The sequence below is a fragment of the Bradyrhizobium sp. USDA 4486 genome (assembly GCF_054057995.1).
Genome location: NZ_JBSRZV010000001.1, coordinates 3152026 through 3178639, shown reverse-complemented (window position 1 = coordinate 3178639; position 26614 = coordinate 3152026). Strand labels below are relative to the sequence as shown.

Here is a 26614-nt window from a genome sequence, read left to right as displayed (position 1 = left end):
GTTGAAACCGGTTACGCAGCGGTCCAGCCCCCATCCATCGAGAGGTTGGCGCCCGTGATCTGGGCGGCGTCGTCGCTGCACAGGAACAGCGCGAGGGAAGCAATCTGTTCGACGGTGACGAACTCTTTGGTGGGCTGCGCGGCGAGCAGGACGTCGCTGATCACCTCGTCTCTGCGCATGCGGCGGGCTGCCATCGTGTTCGGAATTTGCTTCTCGACGAGAGGCGTCCAGACGTAGCCGGGGCTGATGCAGTTGCAGGTGATCTTCGAGCGGGCGAGTTCCAGTGCCGCCGTCTTGGTGAGGCCCACAATGCCGTGCTTGGCCGCGACATAGGCCGACTTGAAGGGCGAGGCGACCAGCGAATGGGCCGAGGCCGTGTTGATGATGCGGCCCCAGCCGCGCTTCTTCATGCCTGGCACCGCCGCGCGGATGGCATGGAAGGCCGCAGACAGATTGATGGCGATGACCGCATCCCACCTCTCGGCAGGAAAGTCCTCGATCGGCGAAACGTGCTGTATGCCGGCATTGCTCACGAGAATGTCGACGCTGCCGAAGCTCGCCTCTGCGAGCGCGATGAGCGCGGCGATCTCGCTCGGCTTCGTCATATCCGCAGGCGAATAGATCGCCTTGACTGCGAAGTCGCGCTCGATCCCAGCGCGCGCCGTCTCGATATCGGCTGGCGCGCCCAGGCCGTTGATCACGACGTTGGCACCGGCGCCGGCGAATGCCCTCGCGCAAGCGAGGCCAATGCCGCTGGTTGAGCCGGTGACAACTGCCGTCTTACCGTTCAGAATTCCCATCTCGGACACTTCCCTTATAACATGCGAACATTGTCGCTGCGCCGCTGATCGCGATGCGGAGATGAAGTTAGAAGACCAGAGCTCGCTCAACGGCTCGAATCGAGCCGCGAGCCGGCTGCTGCAGATAGTCGTGCACCACCGCCCCGAGACCGAGCGTGAGATCGGCGCGGATGTGGACGGCTGAGACGATCTCCAGGACCGGCAACTCGGCGACCGGGGCCAAGGCGTGTGGCGTGAGGGCCAGGGCCGCCGGTCCGGTCCACGCACCTTTCAGCACGATGTCTTCGAGATGATATTGAACGAGCTCGCAGATTCGTGGGCTGCCGTCGACATGCGGGATGATCTTGAGCAGGAAGTTCGGCTCGTTGAGAGCAGCCTTGACCTTCGCCAGATCGGCCTCGCGGTGCTTGTAGCCCATCGTGCCCGTGGCGACTCGCAGCGGGCCGTAGTCGAGCGTGCCGATCAGCGTGTCGATCTCGGTTCGCAAGGTCGGCTGCGCGAGCTTCTTCGGGAAGCCCCAGAGCTCGCGTCCGCCCGCAATCGGTCCTTCATCGTTGAGGAACATGCAATGCGTGTACCCGCCCTTGCGGCCGCGGAACGAGACAGGAATGACCTGACCGCTCTCCGTGTAATCGCCAAAGCCGTTGGAATCCGGCATGCGGATGAACTCGTATTTGACAAGAGCGTCCCGCTCGTCGACCTCCAGCGGCTCCGGAACCACGGCCCGGAGCTTGGCTGGATCGGTACGATAGGTGATGATGAGGTATTCGCGATCGACGAACCGGTACGGCCCGGGCGGATAGGCTGGGTTGGTCAGCGGCATGGCGAAGGCGCGTCGTTTCACGTCAGTCTCGCGCATTTGCGTTCTCTCCTGATGATGAGGTTACGGCTACTCGCGGCCGTCATGTTCGAGATCGAAGGTGAAGACCCCATCGGGGCTCGTCGGCCGGGCGAGCACCTCGGGATGGCGCAGGGTGCGCAGTGCGTCGTGATAGCCAGCTTGCCAATGGTCCTGCATCGACAGACGCGAGAACTCGTAGTCCTTGGAGTGCCCCTCGTGATTGCGCGCGCGATAGATCAGATGGACGATGTTGTAGACATTCCGCGAGACCGCCGTGCTGAGCAGTTTCACAGTCTCATGCTGGCTGAGATCGTCGGGCAGCCTCCCCAGCAGATCCGTTAGTGCGCGCCGCAGGCGCTGCACATGCTTGAACTGGTCGGTGCTGGCGCGCGTGCGGCTCGAATACTGGATTTCCTTGTGCCGCGTGACGACCTCGGCCATGTTGCGCGGAAGTTGACCGCGGGCGCTCCAGAGGTCGACCTGGAATGCGAGTATGTCCTGCGGGGCATCCGATTCGATCACCCATTGCAGCGGCGTGTTGGAAACGAGACCGCCGTCCCAATAGTGCTCGCCCTCGATCTCCACCGACGGAAAGCCCGGCGGCAGCGCGCCGCTCGCCATGACATGCTCCGGCCGGATCGTATGGGTGGTATTGTCAAAATAGACGAAATTTCCGGTTCGGACGTTGACCGCGCCGGCGCTGAAGCGCGTCAGCCCGGCGTTAAGACGATCGAAGTCAACCAGGCGCTCCAGCGTGGTCTTGAGCGCGCGCGTGTCATAGATGCTGGTCGCATCGCTGGCTCCTCCGGGCTGCAGCCAGGGCAGGACGGGACGGGCGGAGAAGAATCCTGTGGCGCCACACGTGGCGGCAAGACCGGCGCTCATCTGGTTGATGAGGTTGCGCGTATTGTCGCTCCGCGTCCAATCCAGGAAGGGATTGCCGGACCAATTCCAGGGTGCCGTCGAGGTGACCTGGGTCCAGAAATCGCGCAGGCGGTCGACACGGGACTCGGGCGGATTGCCGGCAATGATGGCGGCATTGATGGCTCCGATCGAGATGCCAGCAACCCAGTCGGGATGAATGCTGGCTTCGGCCAGGGCTTCGTACACGCCCGCCTGGTACGCGCCAAGCGCACCGCCGCCCTGCAACAGCAGCGCGATACAGTCGAAGGGAAGCTGCCGTTGTGCGGATGAGAGCTGCGATCGAGGCTGGAAGTTCATTGTGAGTTCGCTCTTTCATTCTTGATGGGATTGCTAATGACGAGTCGGGTCTTGCTTTTCGACCTTGGGCGGCTCGAGCAGCACTTCCTTCAAATGGTCCCCGGCGGCGACGACGATCACGAAGTTGAGCTTGCCGTCCTGTCGGATCAGGCCGCCGGCCAGCGCGCTGCCGGCCGCAGCCCTCTCGGCGACCTGCACCGCATCCGACAATTCCTGCTTGATCCACTTCAGGGCAAGGATCTTGGCGAGATCTTCCCGATCGAGCTCCTTGAGCGACGACGTCAACTCCTTGCCGGTGACGCTTCCGGTGTTGGCATCGATCGCATTCTCCCACACGTGTTCGTTTCGGACGGTACGGACGCGGTAGAGCGGGGAGTTGTCGATCTCGAAGCTGATGTCGGCGGTCTTCGAGCCGTCATGCAGGTGCTCCGCGATGGCGATGGCACGGCTGAGCGGCACGGGTATGGTGCGGAACTCCGAGAGCACGCGGCGGATAGCGGCGTCCTCGGCATCGCTTTGCGCGCTCGCGCTGCGGCTGTCCGTCTGCGCGGAATTCTGGACGTCCGCCACGGCGCCGGTGGCGGCGAGCGTGGCGGACCATATGATCAGGGCGAACAAATGCTGTCTGGACATCGGATCAGTCTCTGTCGGGTTGGGCGCCTGCAACGGGTGAGTGGGCGAGGACGATCTCCTTGTCGGAGGGCGCGGGCAGCGACCGACTGGTATCGATCACCACGAGCTCCGGCGGCTTGATGTCGGAGTGGATGCGGATCGGAGGCCGCGCAGGATCCGGCTCGGAAAAGCGACCCGGCAATTGCGCCGGCAGCGCCCAGTTCGCCAACCAAAGCAAGCAGACCAGCACTCCACCCACCCAAAGGAAGTAGCCGCGCAATGGAAGGGCGCTGTCGGTCGGCTGCCTCGCGCGCATGAACATTGCGCATGGTCGACTCATGGCGCCTCGCTCCCGGCAACGATATGAATCCGTCTCATCATCAGATACTCCAGGGGCGCGGGTGCCGGCGGGCGAGCTCAGCGTCGAGATAGCCGCGCTCGTCGAGCCACTCCGCTGGACAATAGGCGCCGGCTTTCGGATGGATCATGAAGCCGTCGCGCTCGAGCGCCGTCCGTGTTCCGGTGACGCCGGTCCAGATGGTCTCTCCGCTGGATGGATTCACTTCCATCACGTCAAAGACTTCGACGAAGTTCAGCATGTCAGGTACCCGTCGTCGTCTCACGCCGCCTGCGACAGGCGGTCGAAATCCTCAGGCGCAACGCCTCTGCGCGCGAGCTCGGACTCGATCACGTCGAACACGCATTCCACCGGCGCGATCCAGACGTTGACCCAATAGATGATGCAGTCACGGGCGATCAGCAGGACCGGTGTCATGCGCCCGTCCTCCGCTCCAGCCGAACGGCGCTGGTCTGGCGTGTGGCGAGCGTATGAGCCCACGCGATCATCGCGATCGTGATGCCAAGCAGCACGCTGAGGGCCACGAGGCACAATGCGACAACGACGTTCAGCGAGGCGGCGGCGAGGCCGGGCAACGGATTTTCACGCATCAACGCGAACAGCAGTGTTGACATTCGGCGTCTCCTTAATAAAATACACCGTATAGTTCATATAAATCATGCGCCATGGCCGAAGTCAAGACGAGTGCGTCACAAGCGCGTGTGCAGATCGAGGCGGCGAAGTTCCGCCCCAGCCAATCACAAACCTCGAGCAGAGAAAGGATCAGACATGACGAGATTGAAGCAGGCGCTGTTCGCAACGGTCGTGGTTGCCATCGGGATGACGGCAGCTTTTTCCCAGGAGAACCGAGGCACACCTGAGCAGCGAGCGGCTTGCACGCCCGACGCCTTTCGCCTGTGCAGTGCCTACATTCCCGACCCTACGGGAGTCGAAGCCTGTCTGCGGCTCAGGAAATCCGATCTAAGCGAAGGCTGTAAAGCGGTGTTCGAGCAGGCGTCCGCCGGATCAATCAGGGGCAGATAAGTGACGTTGCGGCGTGATGTGATCTCTGCCTTGGACCACATACGCGCTGCAACAGCACACAGGAGCGATCTTATGAGCACAGTGTACATACCGGCCCTGGCTGCCTTCGGCGGCTCTGCGTTCGGTGCGGTCTCGACCATCGTCAGTGGATGGTTTAGCGGGCGCCGAAGGCGTCGAGAACTTCATCATGCCCGCGCGTTCTCGAAGCGCGAACAATTGTATCATAGCTTTATCGAGGAGGCATCACGACTCTATGCCGACGCCCTCGTCAATGATCAGGCCGAAATCCCGCAACTGGTCAGCCTCTATACGCTGGTCGGACGCATGCGGATCTTGTCGAGCAACGAGGTCGTTCAGGCCGCCGAGAGAGCCGGGCACTTGATCATCGAAACGTATCTCTCGCCAAATCGGACATTCGTCGATCTCCCCAAATTCATCGAGGAAATGGATCCCTTGCGCGATTTCGGAGAGGCTTGCCGCCGCGAGCTGATGAACCTTACGGCGCAGTGAGAGACGCTATGCGCAGCCACATTGAAGATCGAACGAGCAGCGCCCGCCGGAAGATCGTGCAGGCCGCCATCCATCTCTACGGCGAGATGGGACACAACAAGACCACCGTCACCGACATCGCGCAGAATCTGTCGATGTCTTCGGCAAACGTCTATCGATTCTTCCCCTCAAGGCGGGCGATCGACGAGGCTGTGGTGCAGGAGGTGCTCGAGGAAGCGGTCAGTGCGGCGGCTGAAGCGGCCCGCGCCAGTGGGCCAGCGTTACGGCGCTTGGCCGCAATCCTGAAGGCCATCGCCGACTGCAATGAAGGTCGACCGGCGAAGCATCGACGACTGCAAGATCTGATAACTCTGGCCGTCCGTCAGAACTGGACGGTTGTCCTCACCTACGACGACAGGATCCGAGGGCTGGTGCGACCGATCATCGGCACCGGGCAAGCACGTGGAGAGCTGCAGGGCGGCAGTCCTATGGCGCTGACCTGCTGCCTGCTGGAAGCCATGGATGTCTATCTCAATCCTTCGCGGGTCGGGGCCGCGGCGCTGCGGCCAAGCTTCGAGGAGATGTTGAGATTTTGTACGGGGGCTTTGCGTCGCACGCCATTCCTGCAGCCGGCCGAGATGACAGCTCACGTGCAGCTCATTGCAGCCGGCTGATGCGAATGCTTCCGAGTCAACCGTCCAAAGAAGACAGCTAGTGCGACCAGTCCGTCTCGCAGGCTGCCAGGAAAAAACCGACGCGCTCGCGCAGGAAGCCGGGAAGCTCCTTCTTCAGGTCTTTCGGCGTCTCGCCGACGAGCAACCGGAACAGCATCGGTAGCAGAATGGGGTCGAGAAAGATTTGCGCTGTAGCGCGGCTGCGCTTGGCGCTGAAAGGGCCCCTCGGGGTGCGAGCGAGCTTCTGCGTGGCGTCGTCCAGCAGTTGGGACACTGCGGCCGGGGAGCGATCACGCGCAGCGTCGTGAACGTTGCGGCTCAATTCGGGAAACCGCTGCGATTCCGCGATCGTCGCGCGCACCATGCCGAGCGATTCCTCGACCACTCTCTCGACGATGGCTGTCCCGAGGCTCATCAACTTGTCCTCGATGGTGCGGCCCTCGGGCGAGAAACCCTCGAAGTCGGTCAAGCCGTCGATGGTGCGGGCCCACCACCGCGGCGAACAGCGCTTCCTTGCCAGGGAAATGGGCATGGATCGTCGGCTTGCTCGGGAGCGAGCTCGGAAATGTCGTCGATGCTGGCGCTGCGAAAGCCCTTCTCCAGAAACAGCTGCTGGGCTGCATCGAGAATGCGCGCCTGCGCGTCGCCGGCGAGATCCTTGGGCGGTCTGCCTCGCTTCGTCTTCTTCATTCTTGGCCTCCGAAATCACGAGTTTGTGCGCGTTGCTTTCCCACTTGACATGGCCCGCGAAGAAAGGCAAGAAAAAGAAAATATACGGTATAGTTTATTATTACGTCAGTCCCAAGCTTCGGCGGGCCTGGCGCGTGGTCCCGGATCATCCGGCCGTGAACGGCGGGACCTTTGACCCGATCGCCGAAGCAGATGGAGAATGTGGTGACTGTTTTGAATCCAGACCCCGCCGGCTTGCAGGAAGGCGTGTTGCTGCGCGAGCTGAATCACCGGGTCTCCAACGGCGTTGCCTTTGCCATCAACCTGGTCTCCGCCGCCGCCATCCGCGCCGAAGGGGCGGAAGCCAAGTGCGCGCTCAGCGATGTCGTCGAGCTGCTGCATGGCTATGCCGATGTTCATCGTGCGTTGGCCATTCCTGCGGGTGAAACGCTGATCCACGCCGCGACCTACCTTCGCAAACTCGGCTGCGGCATGCGCCGCGCGATCCTCAACCGGATGAACATTGAACTGGCATTTGCGACCCAGTCCCTCGCGCTTGAGCCGGAGCGCTGCTGGCACGTGGGGCTGATCGTCCATGAACTCGTGATGCACGCGGCACGGCACGCCTGCTTCGACGCACGGGCGGGGCAGATCAGGATCAAGCTGACGCGCACCGGCGCGCTGGTGAACTGCGTGATCCGGGACAACGGCTCCCGGCCTGCGCGGGACGTTTCCGATCGCGAGCTGCGGATTGCCAGGGATATCGCCCGGGCGCTCGGCGGCCGGATCGAGCAGGGCTTCGGCGCCGAATTCACCTCGATCGTCCTCTCGTTCCCGCTGACCGAACGCGAACGGGCCGCAAACTGGTCGATCGCAAAGCGCCAGATGAGGGCTCCGCGCCGCACGCGAGCCACCGCTTCAAACGACGCGGTGCTCACGGCAAGCGCAGCGGCCGATCAACGCGGGCCCACCGTTGAGACCGATCCCTTTGCCGGACGACTGCGCCAGCAAGAGGGCGAAATGGTCGTCCCCCGCCAATCCGCCGATCCGCTTGGCGGGCTGTTGTCATCTTCCCATCATACGGACGCGCCATGACAGGCCAATTCTCAAAGCCCGTTCGAACACCACATGTGGGGACGGCCCTCGCCGCAGCGACCGTGCTTGCCAGCGTTGCGCTGACTGGTTGCAACGATAACACGGCGCGGACGACCACACGGGCAACGCTGGTCCGGACCACGATCGTGCAGCCGCGCGACAGGCAAGGCTCCATCACATTGACTGGAGAGGTTCAGGCGCGCTTCCGTGCCGATCTTTCGTTCCGGGTCAGCGGACGTGTTGTCGCCCGCGATGTCGAGGTTGGCGCTCACGTCAAAAAGGGTGACGTCCTCGCCGGGCTCGATCCGGCCGAGCAGGCGGCCGACGTCGATGCTTCGACCGCGGCAGTGGCCTCCGCCGAAGCTCAGCTGCGCGTGGCGAAGGCGACGTTCGAGCGCCAGAAAGCACTGATCGCGAGCGGCTTCACCACCCGCACCGTTTACGATCAGGCCCAGGAGGGCCTGCGAACGGCGGAGGGCGTGCTGCAAGCAGCCCGGGCGCAGCTCGGCACCGCGCAAGATGCGCTGGGCCATACCGTTCTTCGCGCCGAAGCCGACGGCGTCGTGACCGCGCGAAATCTCGAGGTCGGCCAGGTCGTGCCGGCCGCGCAACCCGTGTTCTCGATCGCGCAGGACGGGGAGCGGGATGCCGTTTTCGACGTCTATGAGTCCGTCTTTCTCGGCCAGACCGACGGCCGCCGCGTCACGCTGGCGCTGGTCTCGGATCCCGCCGTGACCGCGACGGGCGAAGTGAGAGAGATTTCACCTGTGATCGATGCGAAGAGCTCGACGATCCGCGTCAAGGTGTCCATCGAAGATCCGCCGGTTGCGATGACGCTGGGCAGCGCCGTCGCTGGAACGGTCAAGGCGAAAGCCCAGCAGGAGATCACCTTGCCCTGGAGCGCGCTGATGGCCGCGGGCAGGAAGCCCGCCGTCTGGACCGTCGACCCCCAAACGCAGACAGCGTCGCTGAAGCCGGTCACGGTCGGCGCTTATGAAGCCGGCCAGGTGCTGATCAAGGCAGGGCTTGAGCCCGGCGAGCACGTCGTCGTCGACGGCGGCAAGCTCTTAAGCGCCGGCCAGCCTGTCACTGAAGAGGGAGGCCGGTCATGAAGCGACAGGTCATGATGATTGCCGGCACGCTCGCGGCGGCCTCGTTGCTCACAGGGTGCCAGCAGGAGACGAACGCGCCGGAGCCGGTGCGCCCCGTGCTCTCGATGCTGGCCAAGCTCAACAGCGGTGATAGCGCGGTTGCCGTGGGCGTCGTCGAGCCGCGCTACAAGACCAACCTTGGCTTTCGCGTGCTCGGACGGCTGACCTCGCGTCCGGTCTACGTCGGCGACATCGTCAACGAAGGGCAAATCATCGGGACGATTGACCCCACCGCGCTCGATCTCGCCGTTCGCGCAGCCAAAGCCCAGCTTGCGAAGGCCGAGGCGCAGCTTGCGACGGCCAGGGCCACCGAGGATCGGCAACGCACGCTCATCACCAGCGACGCGACCACCAGGCAGAGGCTTGATAATGCCGAGCAAGCGCGCGCCGGTGCGGAAGCGACCGTCGCCCAGGAGCAGGCGAGCCTGACGAAAGCGATCGAGCAGCTCGGCTATGCCCAGATCAAGGCCGATTTCGGCGGCGTCGTCACCGCCGTCGGGGCGGAAGTGGGCCAGGTGGTCTCGCCCGGTCAAACAGTGGTGACGGTCGCGCGCCCGGACATCCGCGAGGCGGTCGTCGACATCGGGGAAGACTTTCCCGTGCCGCTCGAGGTCGGCCTCGCCTTCACCGTCAGCCTGCAGCTTCTTCCTGCCGTTCAGGTCGAGGGCAGGATCCGCGAAATCGCGCCGCAAGCCGATCCGGTGACACGGCTGCGACGTATCAGGATCGCGCTCGACAACCCGCCCGAAAGCTTCCGTCTTGGAGCGACCGTCACGGCAAAGCTCGGCAAGGATCAGGGCAAGGTCTTGCGCCTGCCCGCATCAGCGGTGCTCGCCAGGGACGGCGCCGATTTTGTCTGGGTGGTCGATCAGCCCACAAGCACCGTGTCCTTGCAGAAAATCGACTGCGTCGCCGAACCGGCGGGCATCCGCGTCACCGGCGGGCTTGCCGCAGGCACTCGCGTCGTTACCGCCGGAATTCACAGCCTCAAGCCGGGACAGCACGTCCGCATCGAACAGGATCAAGAGCCATGAAGTCGTTCAACCTCTCCGACTGGGCGCTCGGCCATCGCTCGCTCGTCTGGTATTTCATGATCGCCTTCATGGCGGCCGGCCTATTTGCCTATCTCCAGCTCGGGCGCCAGGAGGACCCTGACTTCACCATCAAGACCATGGTGATTCAGGCGCAGTGGCCGGGCGCCTCGCCCGAGGAGATGACGCGTCAGGTCACCGACCGGATCGAGAAGAAGCTGGAGGAGCTGGAGTCGCTCGACTACACCAAGAGCGTGACGGTCGCGGGCCAGACGACCGTTTTCGTTTACTTGCGAGATTCGACCAAGGCGGCTGACGTCAAGCCGACCTGGGTGCGCGTCCGCAACATGATCGCCGACATCAGGGGCGATTTTCCACAAGGCGTGATCGGCCCCGGCTTCAACGATCGCTTCGGCGACGTCTTCGGCAACGTCTATGCGTTCACCAGCGACGGCCTCAGCCAGCGGCAGCTCCGCGATCAGGTCGAGGACATCCGCGCTAAGGTGCTGACCGTGCCCAATGTTGGCAAGGTCGACATTCTCGGCGCGCAGGACGAGGTCATCTATCTCGAATTCTCCACCCGCAAGATCGCGGCCCTCGGCCTCGACGTCCACGCCATCATGAATTCGCTGCAGGGCCAGAACGCGGTTGCGCCCTCCGGCGTGTTCCAGGAGGGGCCGGAGCGGATCAGTGTCCGCGTCAACGGCCAGTTCACCTCCGAGGCGAGCCTGAAGGCGGTCAATCTGCGCATCAACGACCGCTTCTTCCCGTTGACCGATGTCGCAACCATCACGCGCGGCTACGCCGATCCGCCGTCAACCCTGTTCAGATACAACGGTCAGCCCGCCATTGCGCTCGCGATCGGCATGAAGTCCGGGGCCAATTTGCTCCAGTTCGGTGAAGCGCTGAAGGAGGAGATGACGAAGATCGTCGCCGACCTGCCGATCGGCGTCGGGGTCCACCTCGTGGCCGACCAGCCCGTCGTGGTCGAGCATGCCGTCTCGGGTTTCACCGAGGCGCTGTTCGAGGCCGTGATCATCGTGCTCGGCATCAGCTTCCTGAGCCTGGGCCTGCGCGCCGGCCTCGTGGTCGCCATCGCCATTCCGCTCGTGCTTGCGATCACCTTCGTCGTGATGGCCTATTGCGGCATCTCGCTGCAACGCATTTCGCTGGGGGCCCTGATCATCGCGCTCGGGCTGCTGGTCGATGACGCCATGATCGCAGTCGAGATGATGGTGGCGCGGCTCGAAATCGGCGATCCCCTCGAAAAGGCGGCAACGCACGTCTATACCTCGACCGCGTTCCCGATGCTGACGGGAACGCTGGTCACCGTAGCCGGCTTCATCCCGATCGGGCTCAACAGCAGCAATGCCGGCGAGTTCACCTTCACGCTGTTCGTGGTGATCGCGGTATCTCTGATCGTCTCCTGGATCGTCGCCGTCTTGTTCACGCCGCTGCTCGGCGTCACCATTTTGCCGGCCAGGATGAAGGGACATCACGGAGAGAAGGGCCGGGTGGCGCAGATGTTCGCGCGCCTCCTGCTGTTCTGCATGCGTCATCGTTGGAGCACCATCGCCGTGACGGCCGGCGCCTTCCTGCTCGCCCTGTTCGGCTTGCAGCTCGTGCAGCAGCAGTTCTTCCCCTCATCGGATCGCGCCGAGCTCGTGATCGACTGGAACCTGCCGCAGAACGCCTCCATCACCGAGACCAACGGGCAGATGGCGCGCTTCGAGCGCGAGCAGTTGCAGGGCAATGATTCGGTCGAGCACTGGTCGACCTATGTCGGCACCGGCGCGCCGCGCTTCGTGCTGTCCTTCGATGTGCAAACCGCCAACACCTGGTTCGGCCAGCAGGTGATCGTGACCAAGGGCGGCATCGCCGCGCGGGACAAGCTCAAGTCGCAGTTCGAGGATTACTTGCGGAAGACCTTTCCGGGCACCGACACCTACGTCAAGCTGCTCGAGGTCGGTCCTCCCGTCGGCCGTCCGGTACAATACCGCCTGAGCGGCCCAGACATCGCTGAGGTCCGCGACCTCTCGCAGAAACTTGCAGGCGTCATTCGCAGCAGTCCTGATGTCGGCAACGTGGTGTTCGACTGGATGGAGCCGGCGCGCGTCGTGAAAGTCGACGTGCTCCAGGACAAGGCGCGCCAGCTCGGCGTCACCTCGGAAGACATCGCCACCACGCTGAACTCAGTGCTCCAGGGCTCGCCAGTTACGCAGGTGCGTGACAGCATCTATCTGGTCAACGTCACGGGACGCGCGAACGCGCCGGAGCGCGCCTCGATCGATACGCTGCGCGATTTGCAACTGACAGGGCTCGGTGGCCAATCCGTGCCGCTCGGAGCCGTCGCCAATCTGCGCTACGAGCTGGAGCAGCCTACGATCTGGCGCCGCGCGCGGATTCCGACCATCACCCTGAAGGCCGCCGTGGTCAGCAACGTTCAGCCGAAGACGGTCGTCGACCAACTCGCGCCGAAGGTGACCGAGTTTGCGAAGCAGCTACCCGCGGGTTACTCGATCAAGATCGGCGGCTCGGTGGAGGAGAGTGCCAAGAGCCAGGGGCCGATCATCGCGGTCGTGCCGTTGATGCTGTTCGTCATGGCCACCGTGCTGATGGTGCAGCTGCAGAGCTTTTCGCGCCTGTTCCTGGTGTTCGCGGTCGCGCCGCTCGCGCTGATCGGCGTCGTCATGGCCATGCTGCCGAGCGGCGCGCCGCTGGGCTTCGTCGCCATCCTCGGCGTGCTGGCCCTCATCGGCATCCTGGTCCGAAACTCCGTGATCCTGATCGTGCAGATCGAGGATCTCAAGAAGGAGGGCAGGCCGGCTTGGGATGCCGTGGTGGAAGCAACCGAGCATCGCATGCGACCGATCCTGCTCACGGCCGCCGCCGCGAGCCTCGCGCTCATTCCAATCGCGCGCGAGATTTTCTGGGGCCCGATGGCCTACGCCATGATGGGCGGCATCATCGTCGGCACGCTGCTGACGCTGCTGTTCCTGCCGGCGCTGTATGTGGCCTGGTTCCGGATCCATCCGGGTCATGCGGATGAATCACCTTCACACGAGGCGGAAGCCGTTGCGAACGATGCGCCGGCCGGAGACAGGCCCGCTCTCCACGCGCCCCAGCCTATGCTCGAGCCCCAGATCTAGAATGGAGAAGACGATGCTCTCGAAGACGCTGTCAACCTTTGCTGTCGCTGTGACAGTCGCGGCAAGTTCGCTGGCCTCGTCTACTGCGTTTGCGCAATTTCCGCCGCCGCCACCGATGGCGCCCGCCGGCCCTCCGCCGATGGTGCCGGCAGGACCCCCAGCCCTCGCAGCTCCCGGTCCGGCCTCCGCGATCGCCACTCCCGGCCCTCGTCCCGCTCCAGCAGCCGGGCCGCGCGTTGATCTCGCCGCGCGAGGTGCGGGCGGTGGACCGGCTATCGTGGGCGCCGCGCGAACGACCGCGGTCAACATCGGTGGTGCCGGCTATCGCTACGGCGGCGAGCACGGCTATGGATATGGAGCGCGCGCCGCGGCCTATGCAGGCGCATACGCAGTCGGGGCCTATGCCGGATACGCCTATGGCGGTACGCGCTCGAGCTACTACGCGAGTAGCGAATGCCGTTACGTCTACAGCCGCCATCGCAGGTATCTCGTCTGCGATTAGCTTGTGAGCACGTTGCATGTGAATAGAGCAGCTTCGCTGACGGCCTGTGAGTCTCGGCATCATCAAGATTGCGGAAGCAAGTATGCATAGGATTTTCGCCTCCACCGTGGTTGTTGCAGCGTCAACCGCCACGGCGATTCTAATCCCGCCCGGAGCCGTCGCGGCAAAGGAATACGCGTTCTGCCGGCTCGACTACGACTCAGGCGTGCGGAGTTGCGCATTCGAGACGATCGACCAGTGTGTGTCGGCAATCGCCGGGCGTGGAGGAAGCTGCTTTCGCAGCCCGACGAGCCAGGCGAATGCATCATTGGCCCATGCTCCGAAGCTGCATGTTCGTCACGGCCACTGACCTGGCGGGCGCGGGTCGATAGAGAGGATCAGCTCAACCAGTTGCGGATTGCCGATGAGCGATACCGCGCGCTGATCAAGGCGGCTGGAGCCGTGGTATGGATCGCCAAATCGGATGGCCGAATCCATGAGCTCATCAACTGCGATCGTGGCGGGCAGGCCGTTGCGTCCGAGCTCGGCTGGCTGCAGCTCATTCATCCGGATGATCAGGACAGGATGATCAGAGTTCGCGATGAGGCAAGCCGGGAAAAGCGTGACTACGATGTCGTGCACCGCATCGTTCGGGCCCGACGGCACCTTCAAATGGAAGCCGTCGACCGGTCAGGCGGTGCTCGATGATGGGGGAACATCAAGGAGCGGCTCGGGATCAGCGTTGATCTCGACCGCAATACGACGCGCTCCGCCGACCGCCGCATGCTAGTCCAGCCCCAGGGCAATGCGTTCGAGATCGTCGCCAGACGACGCCGTTTCTTTGCCGCAAGCAAGCTCGCCGAGGAGCAGGGAATGCCGACCGCAGATGTCCTGCTGCCATGCGCGGTTAGGCAATTTTACTGTCTCCCAAGGCTTCCTTCAGTGCCTCACGGCGGCCTTGGAGCGGCGGGGAGGGCGGCCGACCTCGTGCATGTCTTCGATATGCAGATCGATGATATCGCCGAAGGTTTTTGCTTGGGCGCTGCGCGGGGTTTGCGCGATCCACTGCAGTCGATATTGCGCTCCATATCGAGCGCCCAATCTTCGCCGTTCTTGCGTCGGCGGAAGGTCTCTGACACGTAACGGTTTTTCCGGCGGAGCTGGACGCGCCAGTTCCCGTGCACTGAGAGGTCAAAACAGGTACAAACGTGTGCAATTTCGACGAGTTTGGAGTGCACATGTGCCGGATTCATCCCATTGAGAACATAGGATAAAGTGTTGAAATCGCAAGGCTATCGCTTTTCCGTGGCTCCGATGATGGATTGGAGCGAGAGGTCAATTTTTTCAATTGGTTAGAAGGCGGCGTGTGCACGACGTGTGCACCGAGAGATCAAGAAAAATCTTGTCACAGCCAACGTGAGCAAGGCGCATGCGCAGGGTCTGAATACGGTACGCATTTCCCGATGACTTCGACGGAACGGCGATCAGCACCGCGGGCCGCTTCCGGTTCTTGCAGGATTCTTCTGACCGAGCGGGAGCAGAGCCCGCAGTGCACCAGGTGACCGAGGCGATTGTAGACCTGCGCGGTCGAACACGACTCGTCATCAGCAGAGCCGACAGCGTCTCTCACATCATGATCGCTGATGGATATTGCAGGAGCAGATGATCATTGCAATTGCGCCTCCTGGCATCCGGGCTCGTGGGAGCGCAAGGTTGCGGGTTGATGCGACGACGTCGGGGCAGTTCGGCTCATAGAATAATTTGATGACGACGCGAAGCGTATTGCACGTTTCGTCGTCGTCATCATTTTCACCTCGCCAACGTTGACGAGAGGCGATCAGTGATACCCCGCTTCGGCCTTGACCTTTCCGCGGAACACCCAATACGACCAGCTCGAATAGGTCAGGATAACGGGCAGCAGGAATAGCGTTCCGACCAGCAGGAATGCCTGGGTGCGCGGCGAGGAGGCTGCCTCCCACAGCGTCAGTTGGTAGGGCACGATCATCGGATAGAGGCTGACAGCCATTCCGATATAGGTCAGGACGAACAGCCCGATCGCACTTAAGAATGGCGCCGCCTCAGCCTTGCTGTTGAGGGATCGCCAAGTCCAGAGTGCAACCACGCCTGACAGCACCGGCACCGGCATGAACAGCACGAAATTGGGCAAGCTGAACCAGCGCGCCGCCACCGCCGGGCTCATGATCGGTGTCCAGACACTCACGATGGCAATCGCGGCGACGACGCCGACGAGGCAGACTCGGCCGTAACGGCGGGCCGCGGCCTGAATGTCACCTTCAGTCTTCAGGATCAGCCAGCCGGCGCCGAGAAGACCGTAGCCGAACATCAGGGCGACGCCGGTCAGGACCGAGAACGGCGTGAGGAACCCAAAGGACGTTCCCGCGAACTGCCCGTCCTGCACCGGAAAACCATGCACGAACGCGCCGAGCACGACGCCTTGCGCGAAGGTGGCGATGGCGGATCCATAGCAGAATGCGCGGTCCCAGAACGTCTTGTGTTCGGCATCGCGAACGCGGAATTCGAAGGCCACGCCGCGAAACACCAGGCCGAGCAGCATAACCAGAATGGGGAAATACACTGCTGGAATGATAACCGCGAAGGCGGCGGGGAAGGCGGCGAGAAGGCCAAGGCCGCCAAGCACCAGCCAGGTCTCGTTGCCATCCCAGATGGGGGCAATCGAGTTCATCACGGTGTTGCGGGAGTGCTTGTCGCCTGCCAGGCCATAGAGCATCCCGACGCCAAGATCGAAGCCGTCCAGCAGCACGTAGAAGAACACGGCCGCGGCCAGGATCACCGTCCAGATTGGGACCAAATCGAGGACCTGGGTCATTACACCTCTCCTTTGACGACGTTGATGGCGGGGGTGAGGACCGGCGCGGAGGCAATGCCAGCCTCGATGGCCGAAGCCGTTTCACTGATCTCGGCCGGCCCCTTGCGAATGAGCCTGGCAATCAGCATGACCCCGCAGGGATAGATCAGCAGGTACACCGCCATGTAGGCCAGCAACGACAGCGTCACGTCGGAGCTCGTCAGGGACGGCGACACCGAGGCTGCCGTGCGCAAGAGCCCATAGACTGTCCATGGCTGCCGGCCGACCTCGGTCACGAACCATCCGGCCACGACGGCGATGAAGCCGAGCGGAAGCGCGCACTGACATGCCAACAGATAAAGCCGCGTGTCGTAGAGCTGCTCGCGCCACCGCAACCAGCCGCCCAAGAGCACGAGTCCCAGCATCAGGCCCGCGCATCCAACCATCGCGCGGAAGGCGAAGAACGGGATCGCCACCGGCGGCCGCTGATCGGCGGGGAAGTCCTTTAGGCCCTTCACCTCGCCATGGAGCTCGTGAGTCAGGATCAGGCTTCCGAGCAATGGAATTTCGATCGCGAACTTGTTCTGCTCGGCCTTGTCATCGGGGATCGCAAAGACCGTCAGCGGCACGCCCTTGCCGGTCTCCCAGCGGGATTCGATGGCCGCCAGCTTTGCAGGCTGATATTTGCGGGTGTTGAGCCCGTGCATATCGCCGATCAGCATCTGCATCGGCACCAGCACGGTCAGCGCCCACAGTGCCATCGAGAACATGGTGCGCGCTTCGCGAACCGAGCGGCTGCGCCTTAAGAGGTATGCGCCGGCACCGAGGACGACGAAGCCGGTGGTGGTGAAGAATGCGAATGCGGTATGCGCCAGCCGATAAGGAAAGGACGGATTGAAGATCACCTTGATCCAGTCTATCGGAATGAACTGACCGTTGACGATCTCGTAGCCGGCTGGCGTCTGCATCCAGCTGTTGGCGGACAGGATCCAGAACGTGGAAAACAACGTCCCGATTGCCACCATGATTGCCGCGAAGAAGTGCGCCCACGGCGGCACCAGCTTGCGGCCGAACAAGAGCACGCCGAGGAAGCCGGCTTCCAGGAAGAAAGCAGTCAAGCCCTCATATGCAAATAGCGGCGACAGGACGTCGCCGACGGCGGCCGCATAACGGCTCCAATTGGTGCCGAACTGGAATGGCATGACGAGCCCGCTCACGACGCCCATGCCGAATGCGATGGCGAAGATCTTGGTCCAGAATGTCGAGATGCGGGCATATTCTTCATACCGGTTTGCGCGATTTCGCTGGCAACATCCGGGTGTGCGAAGGGCCGATAGCATGGCCGAGCAACCTGCAAAGCGCATACCTCAGTGGCTCGCGATTGACGTGCTGGTGATCTTCGTATCACTGACCATCATCGGCATTGGGATCTGGGGCATAGGACTCTGATCGACGTTTAGGCTCGTGTGCGGAAAAAATTCGGCGACGCGGGCGTGCGTGCCCTGCTGCGTTTCAGTCCTCCTGGTCGCCATGCTTGACGATCCGAAGGCTGCCGTCGACGTGCGCCTCGATCCGCCACTCGCCGCCGTAGACGTCGCGAAACGACGCCGCGCGTTCTGCTCGGCGGACATTCCTTCCAATTTGCGGCCACTATCACAGCGATCTTGGCAATGCTATCCGGAGGATCCATACGGCTACCGTCTCTCTATATGACTCTCTATATGAGAGAGAAAGCGGCCTAGCCGGCAAGCCCTGGACCCGGCAAAAACAGAACCCCGCCACGAGTGACGGGGCCAGAAGGAGAGTTGGAGAACGCTGTCTTCGGTGTGAGAAGACGCCGTCCCGATACGCAAACCCGCTCGTTCCAGCTTGTCATGCTGTGCCAATCTCTTGCTCATTTTCGCCATTGATGCAGCAACGGACCGGCAGCGCTTGGCGGTCAGCGTGCGGATCTTAGGCTGAATTGGTTCAAGACGATTTCGGAAGGTGATCCGCGGCCGTTGGCGTGTGATGCGCATCACGGTGAAACTGAAACGGTGGCCTATTCTCGCGACAGGCTAGCAAAAATGCCTGCCTGAGTACCAACTATGGAGGATAGTGATGCCCAAAGTCATTCCAGCAGTATTCTTTCAGAAGCAACTAGACGGCGTTAAGTTTGATGCCCAGAAGCCCGAACGGCTCGAACTCTTCGAGAGCCAGCTCCTCGAGGTAGCCGGAGGACTGAGCCAGGTCCGCCACGCAACCGGATCACGACTGACAATCGATGGGCCTGACGGTTCCGGTGGTCACACGACCTTTTCGGGTTCGGCTGGATGGGCGGATGTCATGCAGGCTGACGACTGCGCAGCCTAACGATCCGGCTTTCTGGACCAGTCCGGAAAGCCGGGACTTCCATAGGAGAAGAGCCACCATGGAACCGCGGATTGGGATCATAACGTACGGTGACGATCCACATGGCCATCTGATCAAGAAGAAGATCGGCGAGCAGCATGGAGTCTGGTGCTGCCTGATCCCAAGCGACGAGCTTGTACTCCGCGGGCGCCTGGAGTGGTCGTCGGACAGTGACGCACCAGCCTTTCTCCCGACCATGGATGGGCAGACCGTCGACGTCAGGACGCTCAATACGCTGTGGTACCGCCGCACCACCGTAAAACAGTTGCTGCCCGAACACACTGACGCTGCCTATGAGCTGCCTATCTTTCGTGGCACTGAGAGAGTCCTCGAGGGCATACTCCTGAACGCCTTTCAAGGGCACTGGGTCAGCCATCCTCTTGCCACCCGCTTGGCGGAGAACAAGCTGGTGCAGCTACATGCCGCGAAGCGCGCCGGTCTCCGGATTCCAGCCACGCTCGTCAGTCAAGATCCAGTGCACATCCGCCGCTTTTGCGCGGCGCATCCGGGCGCGATCATCAAGCCCGTCGCGACGCCGCGTGGCGTCGAACTGGCGTCGACAGCAGTAGTCAGCCAGGAGTTGCTCGACAACGAGGAAACCCTGGCCCTGACGGCGTCGATCTACCAGGAGTGCATCCCAGGCACGCGCCACCTGCGCATCTCCGTCCTTGGCGAGCGCTGCGATGGTGCACTCATTGAGGCCGAGGCACTCGACTGGCGGTTTGATCTCAATGTGCCCTTCAGACCTTACCCGCTCGACAGGCACCTCGAACAAAGGTTGCGCGACACCCTCCACGAGCTTGGTTTGGTCATGGGGATCTTCGACGTGAAGTTGACCGACGACGATGAGCCCGTGTTCCTCGAGGTCAACCCGCAGGGACAGTTTCTCTTCGTGGAGGCCCTGTGCGACCTGCCTCTCGCCGATATCTTCGCCGCCTTCCTTGTCGACCAGGCGACGGAAGATATGAGGTCGCGGCAGCGTTAGGCTCGTACGACAACGTGGGCTCGCTAAGGTCTCTATCCCAGATCGTCCACTTGCCCTCCTTCAGATTGGCAGTGGCTGGTCTTGCGCTTTGGCTCGGCCCCTTACATGGAGCAGATCGCTCCTGGTCATCATGGATATGGGACGGGGCGTAGTCCGCATCTTTCTTGGTCGCGCGCGGCAATCTCGACGCGCCAGTCCTTTGCCCAGCGTCGGCAGGCAAAACTCGAAGAGCATGGGCCAAACATACGCATCCCACTTCGGATTTGCGAATCATGCCGGCTTTTCTCTTCCCTTTTTCGGCATCCGCCTTCGCTCAAACTGCGGCGTCCAAGCCGACCGCGCCGCCCAAAGCCCGCGCGGCCAAGCCGCAAAAACAGCCTCCGGCCCAATGGGTTGTAAGCTCGTGGGAACGGTGAAGGGGACCAAGCTATGGGCGGGCGATTGCATGGCGCCTCTAGCGAGATGCTCATCGTATTTCTCCTTCGTGGACTTGCTGAGATAGTCAAATAGACACGCGTTTCGCGCGGCATGTCGCCCGGCATTGCGCCACATCGCGTCATCCGATTGAGAGTACGTGAGCGGCATGAGCACATGCCTCTTAGGGAGAACTCACCTACCCATTTCGGGGTAAGCGACTTACCCGCGAGCTTCAAGAGACATGTTCCGCGTGTCGCGCGGCGAAGTTGGACTTGAATTCCACATCCCGCTTTCACGGAAGTTGGAGTGAAGAGCCCCTGTCGCAGCCGCCGTGCGAGCTGCTCCGCAGAAAAGGAGTTGAGGAAAAATCTTCAGTGGGAAGACTTCCCGAAATGGTCGTTGGTCTGACAGAGGACTTTTATGTATCGTCATTCATGACTTCCGAAGGGAATCCCCACTGGAGCTTGTTCGATCGGCGGTCCGCCCTGTGACTTGGCTGTGCTTCCGGGATGGCATCTTGCAACTTGAAGTCTCTAAGAACGATCGCGGCGGTTCCGGCGGGTAATTCAGTTTTTCGCTGTCGGACGCGGAACAAAGTTGAGGCGCGTTGCCGTGTGGGCTGTCGGCGGCAGACCGGCCGCGGGGCCGTGCTACCACGATCGCTGCCTGTGACCCAGAGCGGTCATCGCCCGACCCGAAATCTCGCACCGGGCCGTCTCCCGCCGTCTCGCCGTGTGATATCCTTTCACTCGCAAGAAGAGGAGGGACTGCACAGTGAATCGCCGCGAGTTCATTACGCTGCTAGGCGGCGCAGCGGCGGCGCACAGCGTGGTCGGTAACCGCTGATGGGTACGGCAAGCAAGACGGTCAACCTTGCCTTACAGGGTGGCGGTGCGCATGGCGCCTTCACCTGGGGCGTTTTGGATCGCCTGCTCGAAGATGAGCGGATGTCGTTTGAGGGGATCTGCGCTACCAGCGCTGGCGCCATGAACGGCACGGTCATGGCTTACGGCCTGACGATAGGCGGGCGCGAAGGCGCAAAACTCACTCTCGCCGAGTATTGGCGCCGCATCAGCGAAGCTGCGGCCTGGGGACCGCTGCAGCCGTCCATTTTCGATCGTCTGTCGCAAAATCGTTTTGTCGAGAGATCGCCGGCCTTTATGTTCTTCGACATGATGACACGACTGTTGTCACCCTATCAGTTTAACCCATTGAACTACAACCCGTTGCGTGACGTGCTCGAGAAGACCATCGATTTCGACCGACTGCGCAGGGAGAATGTCGTCAAGCTGTTCCTTTGTGCGACAAACGTCCGCACTGGAAAGGTGAAGATCTTTGACAACCATGAGCTCACTGTCTCGGCCGTTCTCGCTTCCGGGTGCCTTCCCCAACTCTTTCAGGCTATTGAAATCGATGGCGAAGCCTATTGGGATGGCGGCTACATGGGCAACCCAGCAATCTTCCCGCTGATCTATGGCTGCCAATCCACAGACGTGATTGTTATTCACATCAATCCAATTGTGCGTGGGGAAATTCCTCGCACGGCGAGCGATATATTAAACCGATTGAACGAAATTAGCTTCAATTCGTCGCTGATGCGCGAGATGCGAGCAATTGCCTTCGCCAACAAGCTCGTCAGCAGAGGCGCGCTGCGCGACGAGATAAAGACGATGCTGATTCATGCCATAGAGGCGGATTCGTTCATGAAAGATCTCGGCGTCGCCTCCAAGTTTAATGCAGACTGGGAGTTTCTCACCTATCTGCGCGACATGGGCCGTACCTGCGCTGAGGAGTGGTTAGCCGCAAATTATTGCCATATCGGTGTGCGTTCGACCATCGACATTCACGGCAGATATTTGTAGCGCGTTTAGATTGTTTCAGCAAGATAAGCAGCCAGAGACTGTCACGAAGAAGTGTGGTTCTCGAGCTAATTGGGTTGCGTTCGTCGAGAAAAAAAGCCGGCGGTATTCATTGTAATGGCTGGGGGGGATGATCGAGGTGGTCTCTATGCGGCCTTGCGATAGGCATGGCGATCAGCTTGGCCAATCTTTCCGAAGGTTCTGTGCGCTGGTGAGAGTGAACTCGTGGCGCGCGCCGTTTGGGCCTCGCAATCGTAAACCATCGAGCTTGAGAATGCGCTGAGGTGCGCAAATAGCATCTCGATCTTCTTGCGGGCGTGAAGTACGGCCCTCCCATGATCGTGCTATCGCGCTCGCCATGTGCGAGCGTCCTCGTAGATCGAGCGAGACACTTTGCGGACTTGGTCCTTGGGGCAGCAGCGAGCCTTCAAGGCGCACCCGGCGCAATCGTGCTTGGTCGCCCGGTAGAGCATCATTGGGCCATCGTTCACCAGTGTTCCGGTTGTGGTCAGCATCCTGCGGCCGGGGCAGGTACAGACGTCGCTGGTGTGATCATAGGTGAAGTCCTCGCGCGAAAGGCGAGCGCTCAATCATGCGCTTGGTAGCCAACACCTCCGCCTGCCGAATTGCCGTGGTTGCATCGACATCGACAATGATCGCGCTCTCGACGTCAACCGGGTAATTTGTCGAGTAGGCGAAGAAGGCTTGGCCGCCGTGCGCGCCCGTCCAGCGCCAGGCGATACGAACTTCGGCGTGACCTCCGTCGCTGCACCGAAAGCGGCATCATCGAGGACGCCAGGATAGTCATTAACCTCTCGGCCTGCCGCCTCCGGTGGGAGTTCCTTGTCGCCCTCAATCCCCTTTTTGCCGATTTGCGTCGGCCTTGATCAGGCTCGCATCGACTGCAAATCCCGCCGACCAGCCGCTCCGCAATACAACTGTGCAAGACGTGCTCGAACACGCGACGACAGAGATCGCTTTCTCGGAAGGGACCATGTCTGTTCTTGAGGGCGTCGAGTGATCCGGCGCCGCACCGTCCAGGCCGAGCCGGCAGAACCACCGGTAGGCCAAATTGAGGCAAACCTCATCGCGCAGGCGCCGCTCCGATCGGATGCCGAGCAATAGCCGATTAGGAGCATCCGGATCAGCAGCTCGGGATCGAAGGTCGACCGATCTTACTGTAGAACTGCGCCAGGTTCCGCCTAATCTGTTCAAGATCAACAAATCTATCGATCGAGCGAAGCAGTCGTTGGAAGACACGTGCGACAACTCATCGAACAAAGCAGCCTGCTCGAATTGCCGATGTCCCATCATGATCTTCAGTCCTGCCAATTAGACAGACTGAATCACCGGTATGTCTGAGTCGCAACTGCGGCCTTTTTCAACAAAATCGGCCTCGCTTCCGTTGGCGCGTCGCAACGAGATGTCCGGTGCGGAAGCGCCCGGGCGTTGGTCCAAACGGCGCTTTTGAAACCCGAGTCGGACATTGGCCGCGAATGATAACTCGCTTGGCTCGGAGGCGATGCTGTCTGGTGGCGCGCGACTCAATAAGGTGTTTGATTTGGCGGCCGGTCGCTACCGTGGCTTAAGCGGCTTGGCGCCCCCGACCAAGGTCGCCGTTCTGTATGTTCCGACTTCCATTCCACACTTTCAGCGCATTCGCTGGGCTTAGCAACGCCGTTGGCTGTTGCATAAGATTGGCCACTTCCAAGAACTTGGTCGCCAGCGCGGCATCACATTGCGCCGCTCGGTAAAATTTCGCTATGTACCAGTTGACAAAGCGCACCTGCGCCGTCCGCTTGCCCTCGACGCGCGGGTTTTGCAAATCACTGCCAACGACGATTTGCCAGGGAGCTTCAATGAACCGACTAGCCATCTGGAAGAAGCGACGAGCAATTCCTTGCATTCCGTTTGCCAAACACTCGCGCAAGGCCAGGGATTCCAGACAGGCCACCGTCATTCCTTGACCATAGGCTGGATCGAAGCTGCACAAGGCGTCGCCATACACCAGATAGCCTTCTGGAAAGCGGCGCAGCTTCTCGTAATGGCGTCTCAAGTTGGAAACAAACTTGTATGACGTAAGCGGAGTAAGTGGTTCTGCATTCTGGATCACGTTGAATATTTCCGGCTCTTGCAAGCTGCGCGCAAACTCAAGGAAACCAGCATCATCCTCTGGCACTTGATCGTCCCTGTAACCGCCTAATGTCACAGTCCAACGTTCGCCCTCCTGTGGCAAAAGAGCACCGAAACGAAAATCAGGCGAACACGCTCCCATGATAACGAACTTCCTGCCATGCAAACAATTCGTCATGTGTTCGGGTTTGAGACGATAGAAGCGGCTCACATAGCCAAGATTGATAGTGATCAGCTCCTCCGGCGGCTTTGGAAAACCACACGCACTCAGCCATGCGGGGCTCGATGATCCGCGACCGCTGGTATCAACCACGAGATCGGCGTCTATTGTTTCCCTGTCACCTGAAGCATTTTTTGATCGGACGCGAACACCAGTCACGCGGCTCGATAGTCGATCAAAAACCGGCTCCACAACGTCACGTCGCTCCCGCACCCGAATGTTGGACAGTTGAACGAGCCGCCGACGCACGAAGCCTTCCAGTGTCGGTCGGCTCACCCCGAGCCCAACCATCTTGCTGGGGCTGTTGTGAAGATAGACGCCGTAGTTGAACCAAAGTCCATCGTTGACGAGGTCCGCGGGCACTGCTCCCTGAGCAATCATTCCCTCAGTAAAGCCGGGAAACGACTGCTCAAGTATCTCGCGACCACGAGCAAGCAATCCGTGCGTATGCCGTCCTTGCGGCACGCCTTTGCGAGGATCAGGCAAATCCGGAAGAGCATCACGCTCAAGTACGGTCACTTCGTCGAAATGATCCGCCAAAGCCCGAGCGGCCAACAGACCACCCATTCCCGCGCCCACCACGATCGCGTGCTTGCCAACGTGCGCCATCGACTTTCTCCCAGCACTTGCTTAACCGCAGGACGAAACGTTGAACATTCGCCGGTACCGTCGATTGGGTCCGGTCCAGCACCGTCTTAGATGCTGGGTGCGTGATTGGGGCAGCTCCAACTGCGTTCGTGATTTTCGATCGCTAGTGATTCGGGCTTACTTCACGGCTCTCGGAAAACTGTTTCGCAAGGGAGGATTTCGGTTTCATGCCATTTGCGCGACGAAGCAGTTTCACGGGTGTGTGAACCCGCAGCTCCTCCTCCGCGCTATGTCATGCTAGAAAATGGAATGACCGCTTCTGTGCCCGCGGCTGACCCTGCCTCAGGGCGCCGCGAAGTCCGTTTCCTGAAGTTGACCCGAACAGGACCATGCAAGCTGGCCAAGACGCCGGAAAATTCGCGGTCTGGGGCAATTGAGCCGGAGGCTTCATCGCCGCGATGCTGGCTGTTACGGGAGACGAGCCGACTGTCTTCGACGAACTGGCCGCTAATAGTCTAGAAAACACCGCCGCGGTCCAGGCTGCCGGCATCTGGTACGGCGCTATTGAGGCCAGCAGTTTGAGTCTCGCCCACCACATTCGGTGACGAAAAATTGTCCGCGAGTGCACGATCCGGCTCAACGATGAATTTGCGCAAGCAGGAGGCAAAATCCACGCTCACGATACTGCCACGTGCCGGGCACGAAGATCCAGCCTTGATGGCCACATAAATGCTGCCCACGTTCAAGTCTCTCGATGCCGCTTTTAGCCGAGGATCGCGCACTGCGTTGCTCCGACAAAGAGCTCGGTCGAGAAAGTAGTTGTTGAGCCAAGCGGTTCCCTGAACTGCTCCACCAACCACGCCCGAACCGATGCTCCCATGTTCTTGATGATGGAGGCGCAACCACCGGCAACCCGCAGACAAGATTTAACGGGTCCAGGTAGGTGTTCCGAGCCGACCTGCGAGTCAACCAAGCGAGACCGCCTGTGCCACCATAAGGCCGGCACCCAGAATGCAGATTAAACCAGCAAAAAGCTCAAAGACCGACGGCCCGGGGCGGCCTACCGCTAACAGCGCAAGGATCGTTGCGATGCCGAGCCGGATGCCCTGTGGCGTGAGGCTATCCCATCCGATAATATCCCAGCCGACCGAAGGAAGACTCATTCCTGCCTCCTGTATTTGAACTTCTTGTTCTCCAGATTTCTGTACACGCAAAGCCTGTGACGGCGAGGAAGGCGTGTGGCGGAGGCGACGAGGCGGAGTGCCAAAGAGCAAGGACGCGCAGCCGCCCAGTCTATCTCTGGTCATGCCCGCTGACCCGGTGGAGAATACTTGCGAGGTCATTGGCGTCTATGGCAAGTTTACCTTCGTCGATCACGCGTGGTCTCCTGATCTGTTGAAACAGAATCGACGAAGCGCCCTCCGCTTTTCACGTTGTCACAGGCTGCGCGAGCGATCGGGCTCACACTTGTGTCCAACTTCGTCGTTAGCACTCATGGTCCTGCGGTCATGCTTGTGGCGAAGAACGGACGTCACGGCGAAAGCAAGACGAAAGTGGCTGGGCAGGGCAGCACTGAAGACAGATATGGCGCGCAATCGTC

Annotated in this window: 28 protein-coding genes and 1 pseudogene; 12 read left to right on the top strand and 17 right to left on the bottom strand. The window is 61.3% G+C overall.

Features of this window, described 5'->3' with window-relative positions:
* Positions 1-11: 11 nt before the first annotated feature.
* From ACVWY3_RS15770 to ACVWY3_RS15735, 8 genes are all read right to left on the bottom strand, one after another.
* Positions 12-800, bottom strand: coding sequence for a 3-hydroxybutyrate dehydrogenase (locus ACVWY3_RS15770; RefSeq protein WP_456843381.1), 789 nt, complete (start codon positions 798-800; stop codon positions 12-14).
* A gap of 67 nt (positions 801-867) precedes the next feature.
* The gene (locus tag ACVWY3_RS15765; RefSeq protein ID WP_456839258.1) at positions 868-1659 is read right to left on the bottom strand and encodes an acetoacetate decarboxylase; all 792 of its coding nucleotides are present in this window, start codon (positions 1657-1659) and stop codon (positions 868-870) included.
* Positions 1660-1689: 30 nt separating this feature from the next.
* Complete coding sequence (locus tag ACVWY3_RS15760; protein WP_456839257.1) at positions 1690-2862, bottom strand: DUF3734 domain-containing protein; 1173 nt, start codon at positions 2860-2862, stop codon at positions 1690-1692.
* A gap of 33 nt (positions 2863-2895) precedes the next feature.
* Positions 2896-3495 (bottom strand): PepSY domain-containing protein, encoded by a 600-nt coding sequence (locus tag ACVWY3_RS15755; RefSeq protein ID WP_456839256.1) that lies wholly within the window; start codon positions 3493-3495, stop codon positions 2896-2898.
* A 4-nt stretch (positions 3496-3499) separates the two neighbouring features.
* A complete protein-coding gene (locus tag ACVWY3_RS15750; protein WP_456839255.1) occupies positions 3500-3796 on the bottom strand; it encodes a hypothetical protein in 297 nt (98 codons plus the stop codon).
* A 58-nt stretch (positions 3797-3854) separates the two neighbouring features.
* The gene (locus ACVWY3_RS15745) at positions 3855-4073 is read right to left on the bottom strand and encodes a hypothetical protein (RefSeq protein ID WP_456839254.1); all 219 of its coding nucleotides are present in this window, start codon (positions 4071-4073) and stop codon (positions 3855-3857) included.
* A gap of 20 nt (positions 4074-4093) precedes the next feature.
* Complete coding sequence (locus ACVWY3_RS15740) at positions 4094-4249, bottom strand: hypothetical protein (RefSeq protein WP_456839253.1); 156 nt, start codon at positions 4247-4249, stop codon at positions 4094-4096.
* Positions 4246-4446, bottom strand: a complete 201-nt coding sequence (locus ACVWY3_RS15735; protein ID WP_456839252.1) for a hypothetical protein — start codon at positions 4444-4446, stop codon at positions 4246-4248. The genes ACVWY3_RS15740 and ACVWY3_RS15735 overlap by 4 nt, the downstream gene beginning before the upstream one ends.
* A gap of 154 nt (positions 4447-4600) precedes the next feature.
* Here ACVWY3_RS15735 and ACVWY3_RS15730 point away from each other — a divergent pair, with 154 nt between their 5' ends.
* Genes ACVWY3_RS15730 through ACVWY3_RS15720 form a run of 3 tightly spaced genes read left to right on the top strand, consistent with a single transcriptional unit; the run spans position 4601 to position 6018 of the window.
* On the top strand, positions 4601-4855 hold the full coding sequence (locus ACVWY3_RS15730; protein WP_456839251.1) for a hypothetical protein: 255 nt from the start codon (positions 4601-4603) through the stop codon (positions 4853-4855).
* A 30-nt stretch (positions 4856-4885) separates the two neighbouring features.
* Complete coding sequence (locus ACVWY3_RS15725; protein ID WP_456839250.1) at positions 4886-5365, top strand: hypothetical protein; 480 nt, start codon at positions 4886-4888, stop codon at positions 5363-5365.
* A gap of 8 nt (positions 5366-5373) precedes the next feature.
* Complete coding sequence (locus tag ACVWY3_RS15720) at positions 5374-6018, top strand: TetR/AcrR family transcriptional regulator (RefSeq protein ID WP_456839249.1); 645 nt, start codon at positions 5374-5376, stop codon at positions 6016-6018.
* A 37-nt stretch (positions 6019-6055) separates the two neighbouring features.
* Here the strand turns inward: ACVWY3_RS15720 and ACVWY3_RS15715 are convergent, their stop codons facing one another.
* Both ACVWY3_RS15715 and ACVWY3_RS15710 read right to left on the bottom strand, forming a co-directional pair.
* The gene (locus ACVWY3_RS15715; protein WP_456839248.1) at positions 6056-6487 is read right to left on the bottom strand and encodes a TetR/AcrR family transcriptional regulator C-terminal domain-containing protein; all 432 of its coding nucleotides are present in this window, start codon (positions 6485-6487) and stop codon (positions 6056-6058) included.
* Complete coding sequence (locus ACVWY3_RS15710; protein ID WP_456839247.1) at positions 6484-6708, bottom strand: TetR/AcrR family transcriptional regulator; 225 nt, start codon at positions 6706-6708, stop codon at positions 6484-6486. The genes ACVWY3_RS15715 and ACVWY3_RS15710 overlap by 4 nt, the downstream gene beginning before the upstream one ends.
* A gap of 204 nt (positions 6709-6912) precedes the next feature.
* Here ACVWY3_RS15710 and ACVWY3_RS15705 point away from each other — a divergent pair, with 204 nt between their 5' ends.
* The 6 genes from ACVWY3_RS15705 (at position 6913) to ACVWY3_RS15680 (ending at position 13964) form a co-directional block, all read left to right on the top strand.
* Entirely contained in the window at positions 6913-7782 is an 870-nt protein-coding gene (locus ACVWY3_RS15705; protein WP_456839246.1) for an ATP-binding protein, read from the top strand.
* Entirely contained in the window at positions 7779-8894 is a 1116-nt protein-coding gene (locus tag ACVWY3_RS15700; protein ID WP_456839245.1) for an efflux RND transporter periplasmic adaptor subunit, read from the top strand. Before ACVWY3_RS15705 ends, ACVWY3_RS15700 begins: the two co-directional genes overlap by 4 nt.
* Positions 8891-9967: an efflux RND transporter periplasmic adaptor subunit gene (locus tag ACVWY3_RS15695; protein WP_456839244.1), complete on the top strand. Its 1077-nt coding sequence runs from the start codon at positions 8891-8893 to the stop codon at positions 9965-9967. The genes ACVWY3_RS15700 and ACVWY3_RS15695 overlap by 4 nt, the downstream gene beginning before the upstream one ends.
* Entirely contained in the window at positions 9964-13113 is a 3150-nt protein-coding gene (locus ACVWY3_RS15690) for an efflux RND transporter permease subunit (protein ID WP_456839243.1), read from the top strand. The genes ACVWY3_RS15695 and ACVWY3_RS15690 overlap by 4 nt, the downstream gene beginning before the upstream one ends.
* Before the next feature lie 277 nt (positions 13114-13390).
* Positions 13391-13615, top strand: a complete 225-nt coding sequence (locus ACVWY3_RS15685) for a hypothetical protein (protein ID WP_456839242.1) — start codon at positions 13391-13393, stop codon at positions 13613-13615.
* Positions 13616-13697: 82 nt separating this feature from the next.
* Positions 13698-13964, top strand: coding sequence for a DUF3551 domain-containing protein (locus ACVWY3_RS15680; protein WP_456843380.1), 267 nt, complete (start codon positions 13698-13700; stop codon positions 13962-13964).
* Here ACVWY3_RS15680 and ACVWY3_RS15675 read toward each other — a convergent pair.
* The 3 genes from ACVWY3_RS15675 to ACVWY3_RS15665 form a co-directional block, all read right to left on the bottom strand.
* Positions 13952-14266, bottom strand: coding sequence for a hypothetical protein (locus tag ACVWY3_RS15675; protein ID WP_456839241.1), 315 nt, complete (start codon positions 14264-14266; stop codon positions 13952-13954). The genes ACVWY3_RS15680 and ACVWY3_RS15675 overlap by 13 nt on opposite strands.
* A 1165-nt stretch (positions 14267-15431) precedes the next feature.
* Positions 15432-16442: a cytochrome d ubiquinol oxidase subunit II gene (gene cydB, locus ACVWY3_RS15670; RefSeq protein ID WP_456839240.1), complete on the bottom strand. Its 1011-nt coding sequence runs from the start codon at positions 16440-16442 to the stop codon at positions 15432-15434.
* On the bottom strand, positions 16442-17761 hold the full coding sequence (locus tag ACVWY3_RS15665; protein ID WP_456839239.1) for a cytochrome ubiquinol oxidase subunit I: 1320 nt from the start codon (positions 17759-17761) through the stop codon (positions 16442-16444). Before ACVWY3_RS15665 ends, cydB begins: the two co-directional genes overlap by 1 nt.
* 760 nt (positions 17762-18521) lie before the next feature.
* Between ACVWY3_RS15665 and ACVWY3_RS15660 the strand changes: the two genes are divergently transcribed.
* The 3 genes from ACVWY3_RS15660 to ACVWY3_RS15650 all read left to right on the top strand — a co-directional run bounded on the left by ACVWY3_RS15660 (position 18522) and on the right by ACVWY3_RS15650 (position 22076).
* Complete coding sequence (locus tag ACVWY3_RS15660) at positions 18522-18773, top strand: hypothetical protein (protein ID WP_456839238.1); 252 nt, start codon at positions 18522-18524, stop codon at positions 18771-18773.
* A gap of 58 nt (positions 18774-18831) precedes the next feature.
* Positions 18832-19797, top strand: coding sequence for an ATP-grasp domain-containing protein (locus ACVWY3_RS15655; RefSeq protein WP_456839237.1), 966 nt, complete (start codon positions 18832-18834; stop codon positions 19795-19797).
* A 1262-nt stretch (positions 19798-21059) separates the two neighbouring features.
* Complete coding sequence (locus ACVWY3_RS15650) at positions 21060-22076, top strand: patatin-like phospholipase family protein (protein WP_456839236.1); 1017 nt, start codon at positions 21060-21062, stop codon at positions 22074-22076.
* 106 nt (positions 22077-22182) lie between these two features.
* Here ACVWY3_RS15650 and ACVWY3_RS15645 read toward each other — a convergent pair.
* The 4 genes and pseudogenes from ACVWY3_RS15645 to ACVWY3_RS15630 all read right to left on the bottom strand — a co-directional run bounded on the left by ACVWY3_RS15645 (position 22183) and on the right by ACVWY3_RS15630 (position 26177).
* Positions 22183-23387 (bottom strand): annotated as a pseudogene (locus ACVWY3_RS15645) (transposase).
* Positions 23388-23658: 271 nt separating this feature from the next.
* Complete coding sequence (locus tag ACVWY3_RS15640) at positions 23659-25035, bottom strand: FAD-dependent oxidoreductase (RefSeq protein ID WP_456839235.1); 1377 nt, start codon at positions 25033-25035, stop codon at positions 23659-23661.
* Between the two features lie 494 nt (positions 25036-25529).
* Positions 25530-25754, bottom strand: coding sequence for a hypothetical protein (locus tag ACVWY3_RS15635; protein ID WP_456839234.1), 225 nt, complete (start codon positions 25752-25754; stop codon positions 25530-25532).
* A gap of 225 nt (positions 25755-25979) precedes the next feature.
* The gene (locus ACVWY3_RS15630) at positions 25980-26177 is read right to left on the bottom strand and encodes a hypothetical protein (protein ID WP_456839233.1); all 198 of its coding nucleotides are present in this window, start codon (positions 26175-26177) and stop codon (positions 25980-25982) included.
* Between the last annotated feature and the right edge of the window lie 437 nt (positions 26178-26614).

Bases quoted from the DNA above. Each gene is read 5' to 3' on its own strand.
- ACVWY3_RS15770 (WP_456843381.1), bottom strand. From the start codon at position 800: ATGGGAATTCTGAACGGTAAGACGGCAGTTGTCACCGGCTCAACCAGC.
- ACVWY3_RS15765 (WP_456839258.1), bottom strand. From the start codon at position 1,659: ATGCGCGAGACTGACGTGAAACGACGCGCCTTCGCCATGCCGCTGACC.
- ACVWY3_RS15760 (WP_456839257.1), bottom strand. From the start codon at position 2,862: ATGAACTTCCAGCCTCGATCGCAGCTCTCATCCGCACAACGGCAGCTT.
- ACVWY3_RS15755 (WP_456839256.1), bottom strand. From the start codon at position 3,495: ATGTCCAGACAGCATTTGTTCGCCCTGATCATATGGTCCGCCACGCTC.
- ACVWY3_RS15750 (WP_456839255.1), bottom strand. From the start codon at position 3,796: ATGTTCATGCGCGCGAGGCAGCCGACCGACAGCGCCCTTCCATTGCGC.
- ACVWY3_RS15745 (WP_456839254.1), bottom strand. From the start codon at position 4,073: ATGCTGAACTTCGTCGAAGTCTTTGACGTGATGGAAGTGAATCCATCC.
- ACVWY3_RS15740 (WP_456839253.1), bottom strand. From the start codon at position 4,249: ATGACACCGGTCCTGCTGATCGCCCGTGACTGCATCATCTATTGGGTC.
- ACVWY3_RS15735 (WP_456839252.1), bottom strand. From the start codon at position 4,446: ATGTCAACACTGCTGTTCGCGTTGATGCGTGAAAATCCGTTGCCCGGC.
- ACVWY3_RS15730 (WP_456839251.1), top strand. From the start codon at position 4,601: ATGACGAGATTGAAGCAGGCGCTGTTCGCAACGGTCGTGGTTGCCATC.
- ACVWY3_RS15720 (WP_456839249.1), top strand. From the start codon at position 5,374: ATGCGCAGCCACATTGAAGATCGAACGAGCAGCGCCCGCCGGAAGATC.
- ACVWY3_RS15710 (WP_456839247.1), bottom strand. From the start codon at position 6,708: ATGAAGAAGACGAAGCGAGGCAGACCGCCCAAGGATCTCGCCGGCGAC.
- ACVWY3_RS15700 (WP_456839245.1), top strand. From the start codon at position 7,779: ATGACAGGCCAATTCTCAAAGCCCGTTCGAACACCACATGTGGGGACG.
- ACVWY3_RS15695 (WP_456839244.1), top strand. From the start codon at position 8,891: ATGAAGCGACAGGTCATGATGATTGCCGGCACGCTCGCGGCGGCCTCG.
- ACVWY3_RS15690 (WP_456839243.1), top strand. From the start codon at position 9,964: ATGAAGTCGTTCAACCTCTCCGACTGGGCGCTCGGCCATCGCTCGCTC.
- ACVWY3_RS15680 (WP_456843380.1), top strand. From the start codon at position 13,698: ATGCATAGGATTTTCGCCTCCACCGTGGTTGTTGCAGCGTCAACCGCC.
- cydB (WP_456839240.1), bottom strand. From the start codon at position 16,442: ATGACCCAGGTCCTCGATTTGGTCCCAATCTGGACGGTGATCCTGGCC.
- ACVWY3_RS15665 (WP_456839239.1), bottom strand. From the start codon at position 17,761: ATGCTATCGGCCCTTCGCACACCCGGATGTTGCCAGCGAAATCGCGCA.
- ACVWY3_RS15660 (WP_456839238.1), top strand. From the start codon at position 18,522: ATGCCCAAAGTCATTCCAGCAGTATTCTTTCAGAAGCAACTAGACGGC.
- ACVWY3_RS15655 (WP_456839237.1), top strand. From the start codon at position 18,832: ATGGAACCGCGGATTGGGATCATAACGTACGGTGACGATCCACATGGC.
- ACVWY3_RS15650 (WP_456839236.1), top strand. From the start codon at position 21,060: ATGGGTACGGCAAGCAAGACGGTCAACCTTGCCTTACAGGGTGGCGGT.
- ACVWY3_RS15640 (WP_456839235.1), bottom strand. From the start codon at position 25,035: ATGGCGCACGTTGGCAAGCACGCGATCGTGGTGGGCGCGGGAATGGGT.
- ACVWY3_RS15630 (WP_456839233.1), bottom strand. From the start codon at position 26,177: ATGAGTCTTCCTTCGGTCGGCTGGGATATTATCGGATGGGATAGCCTC.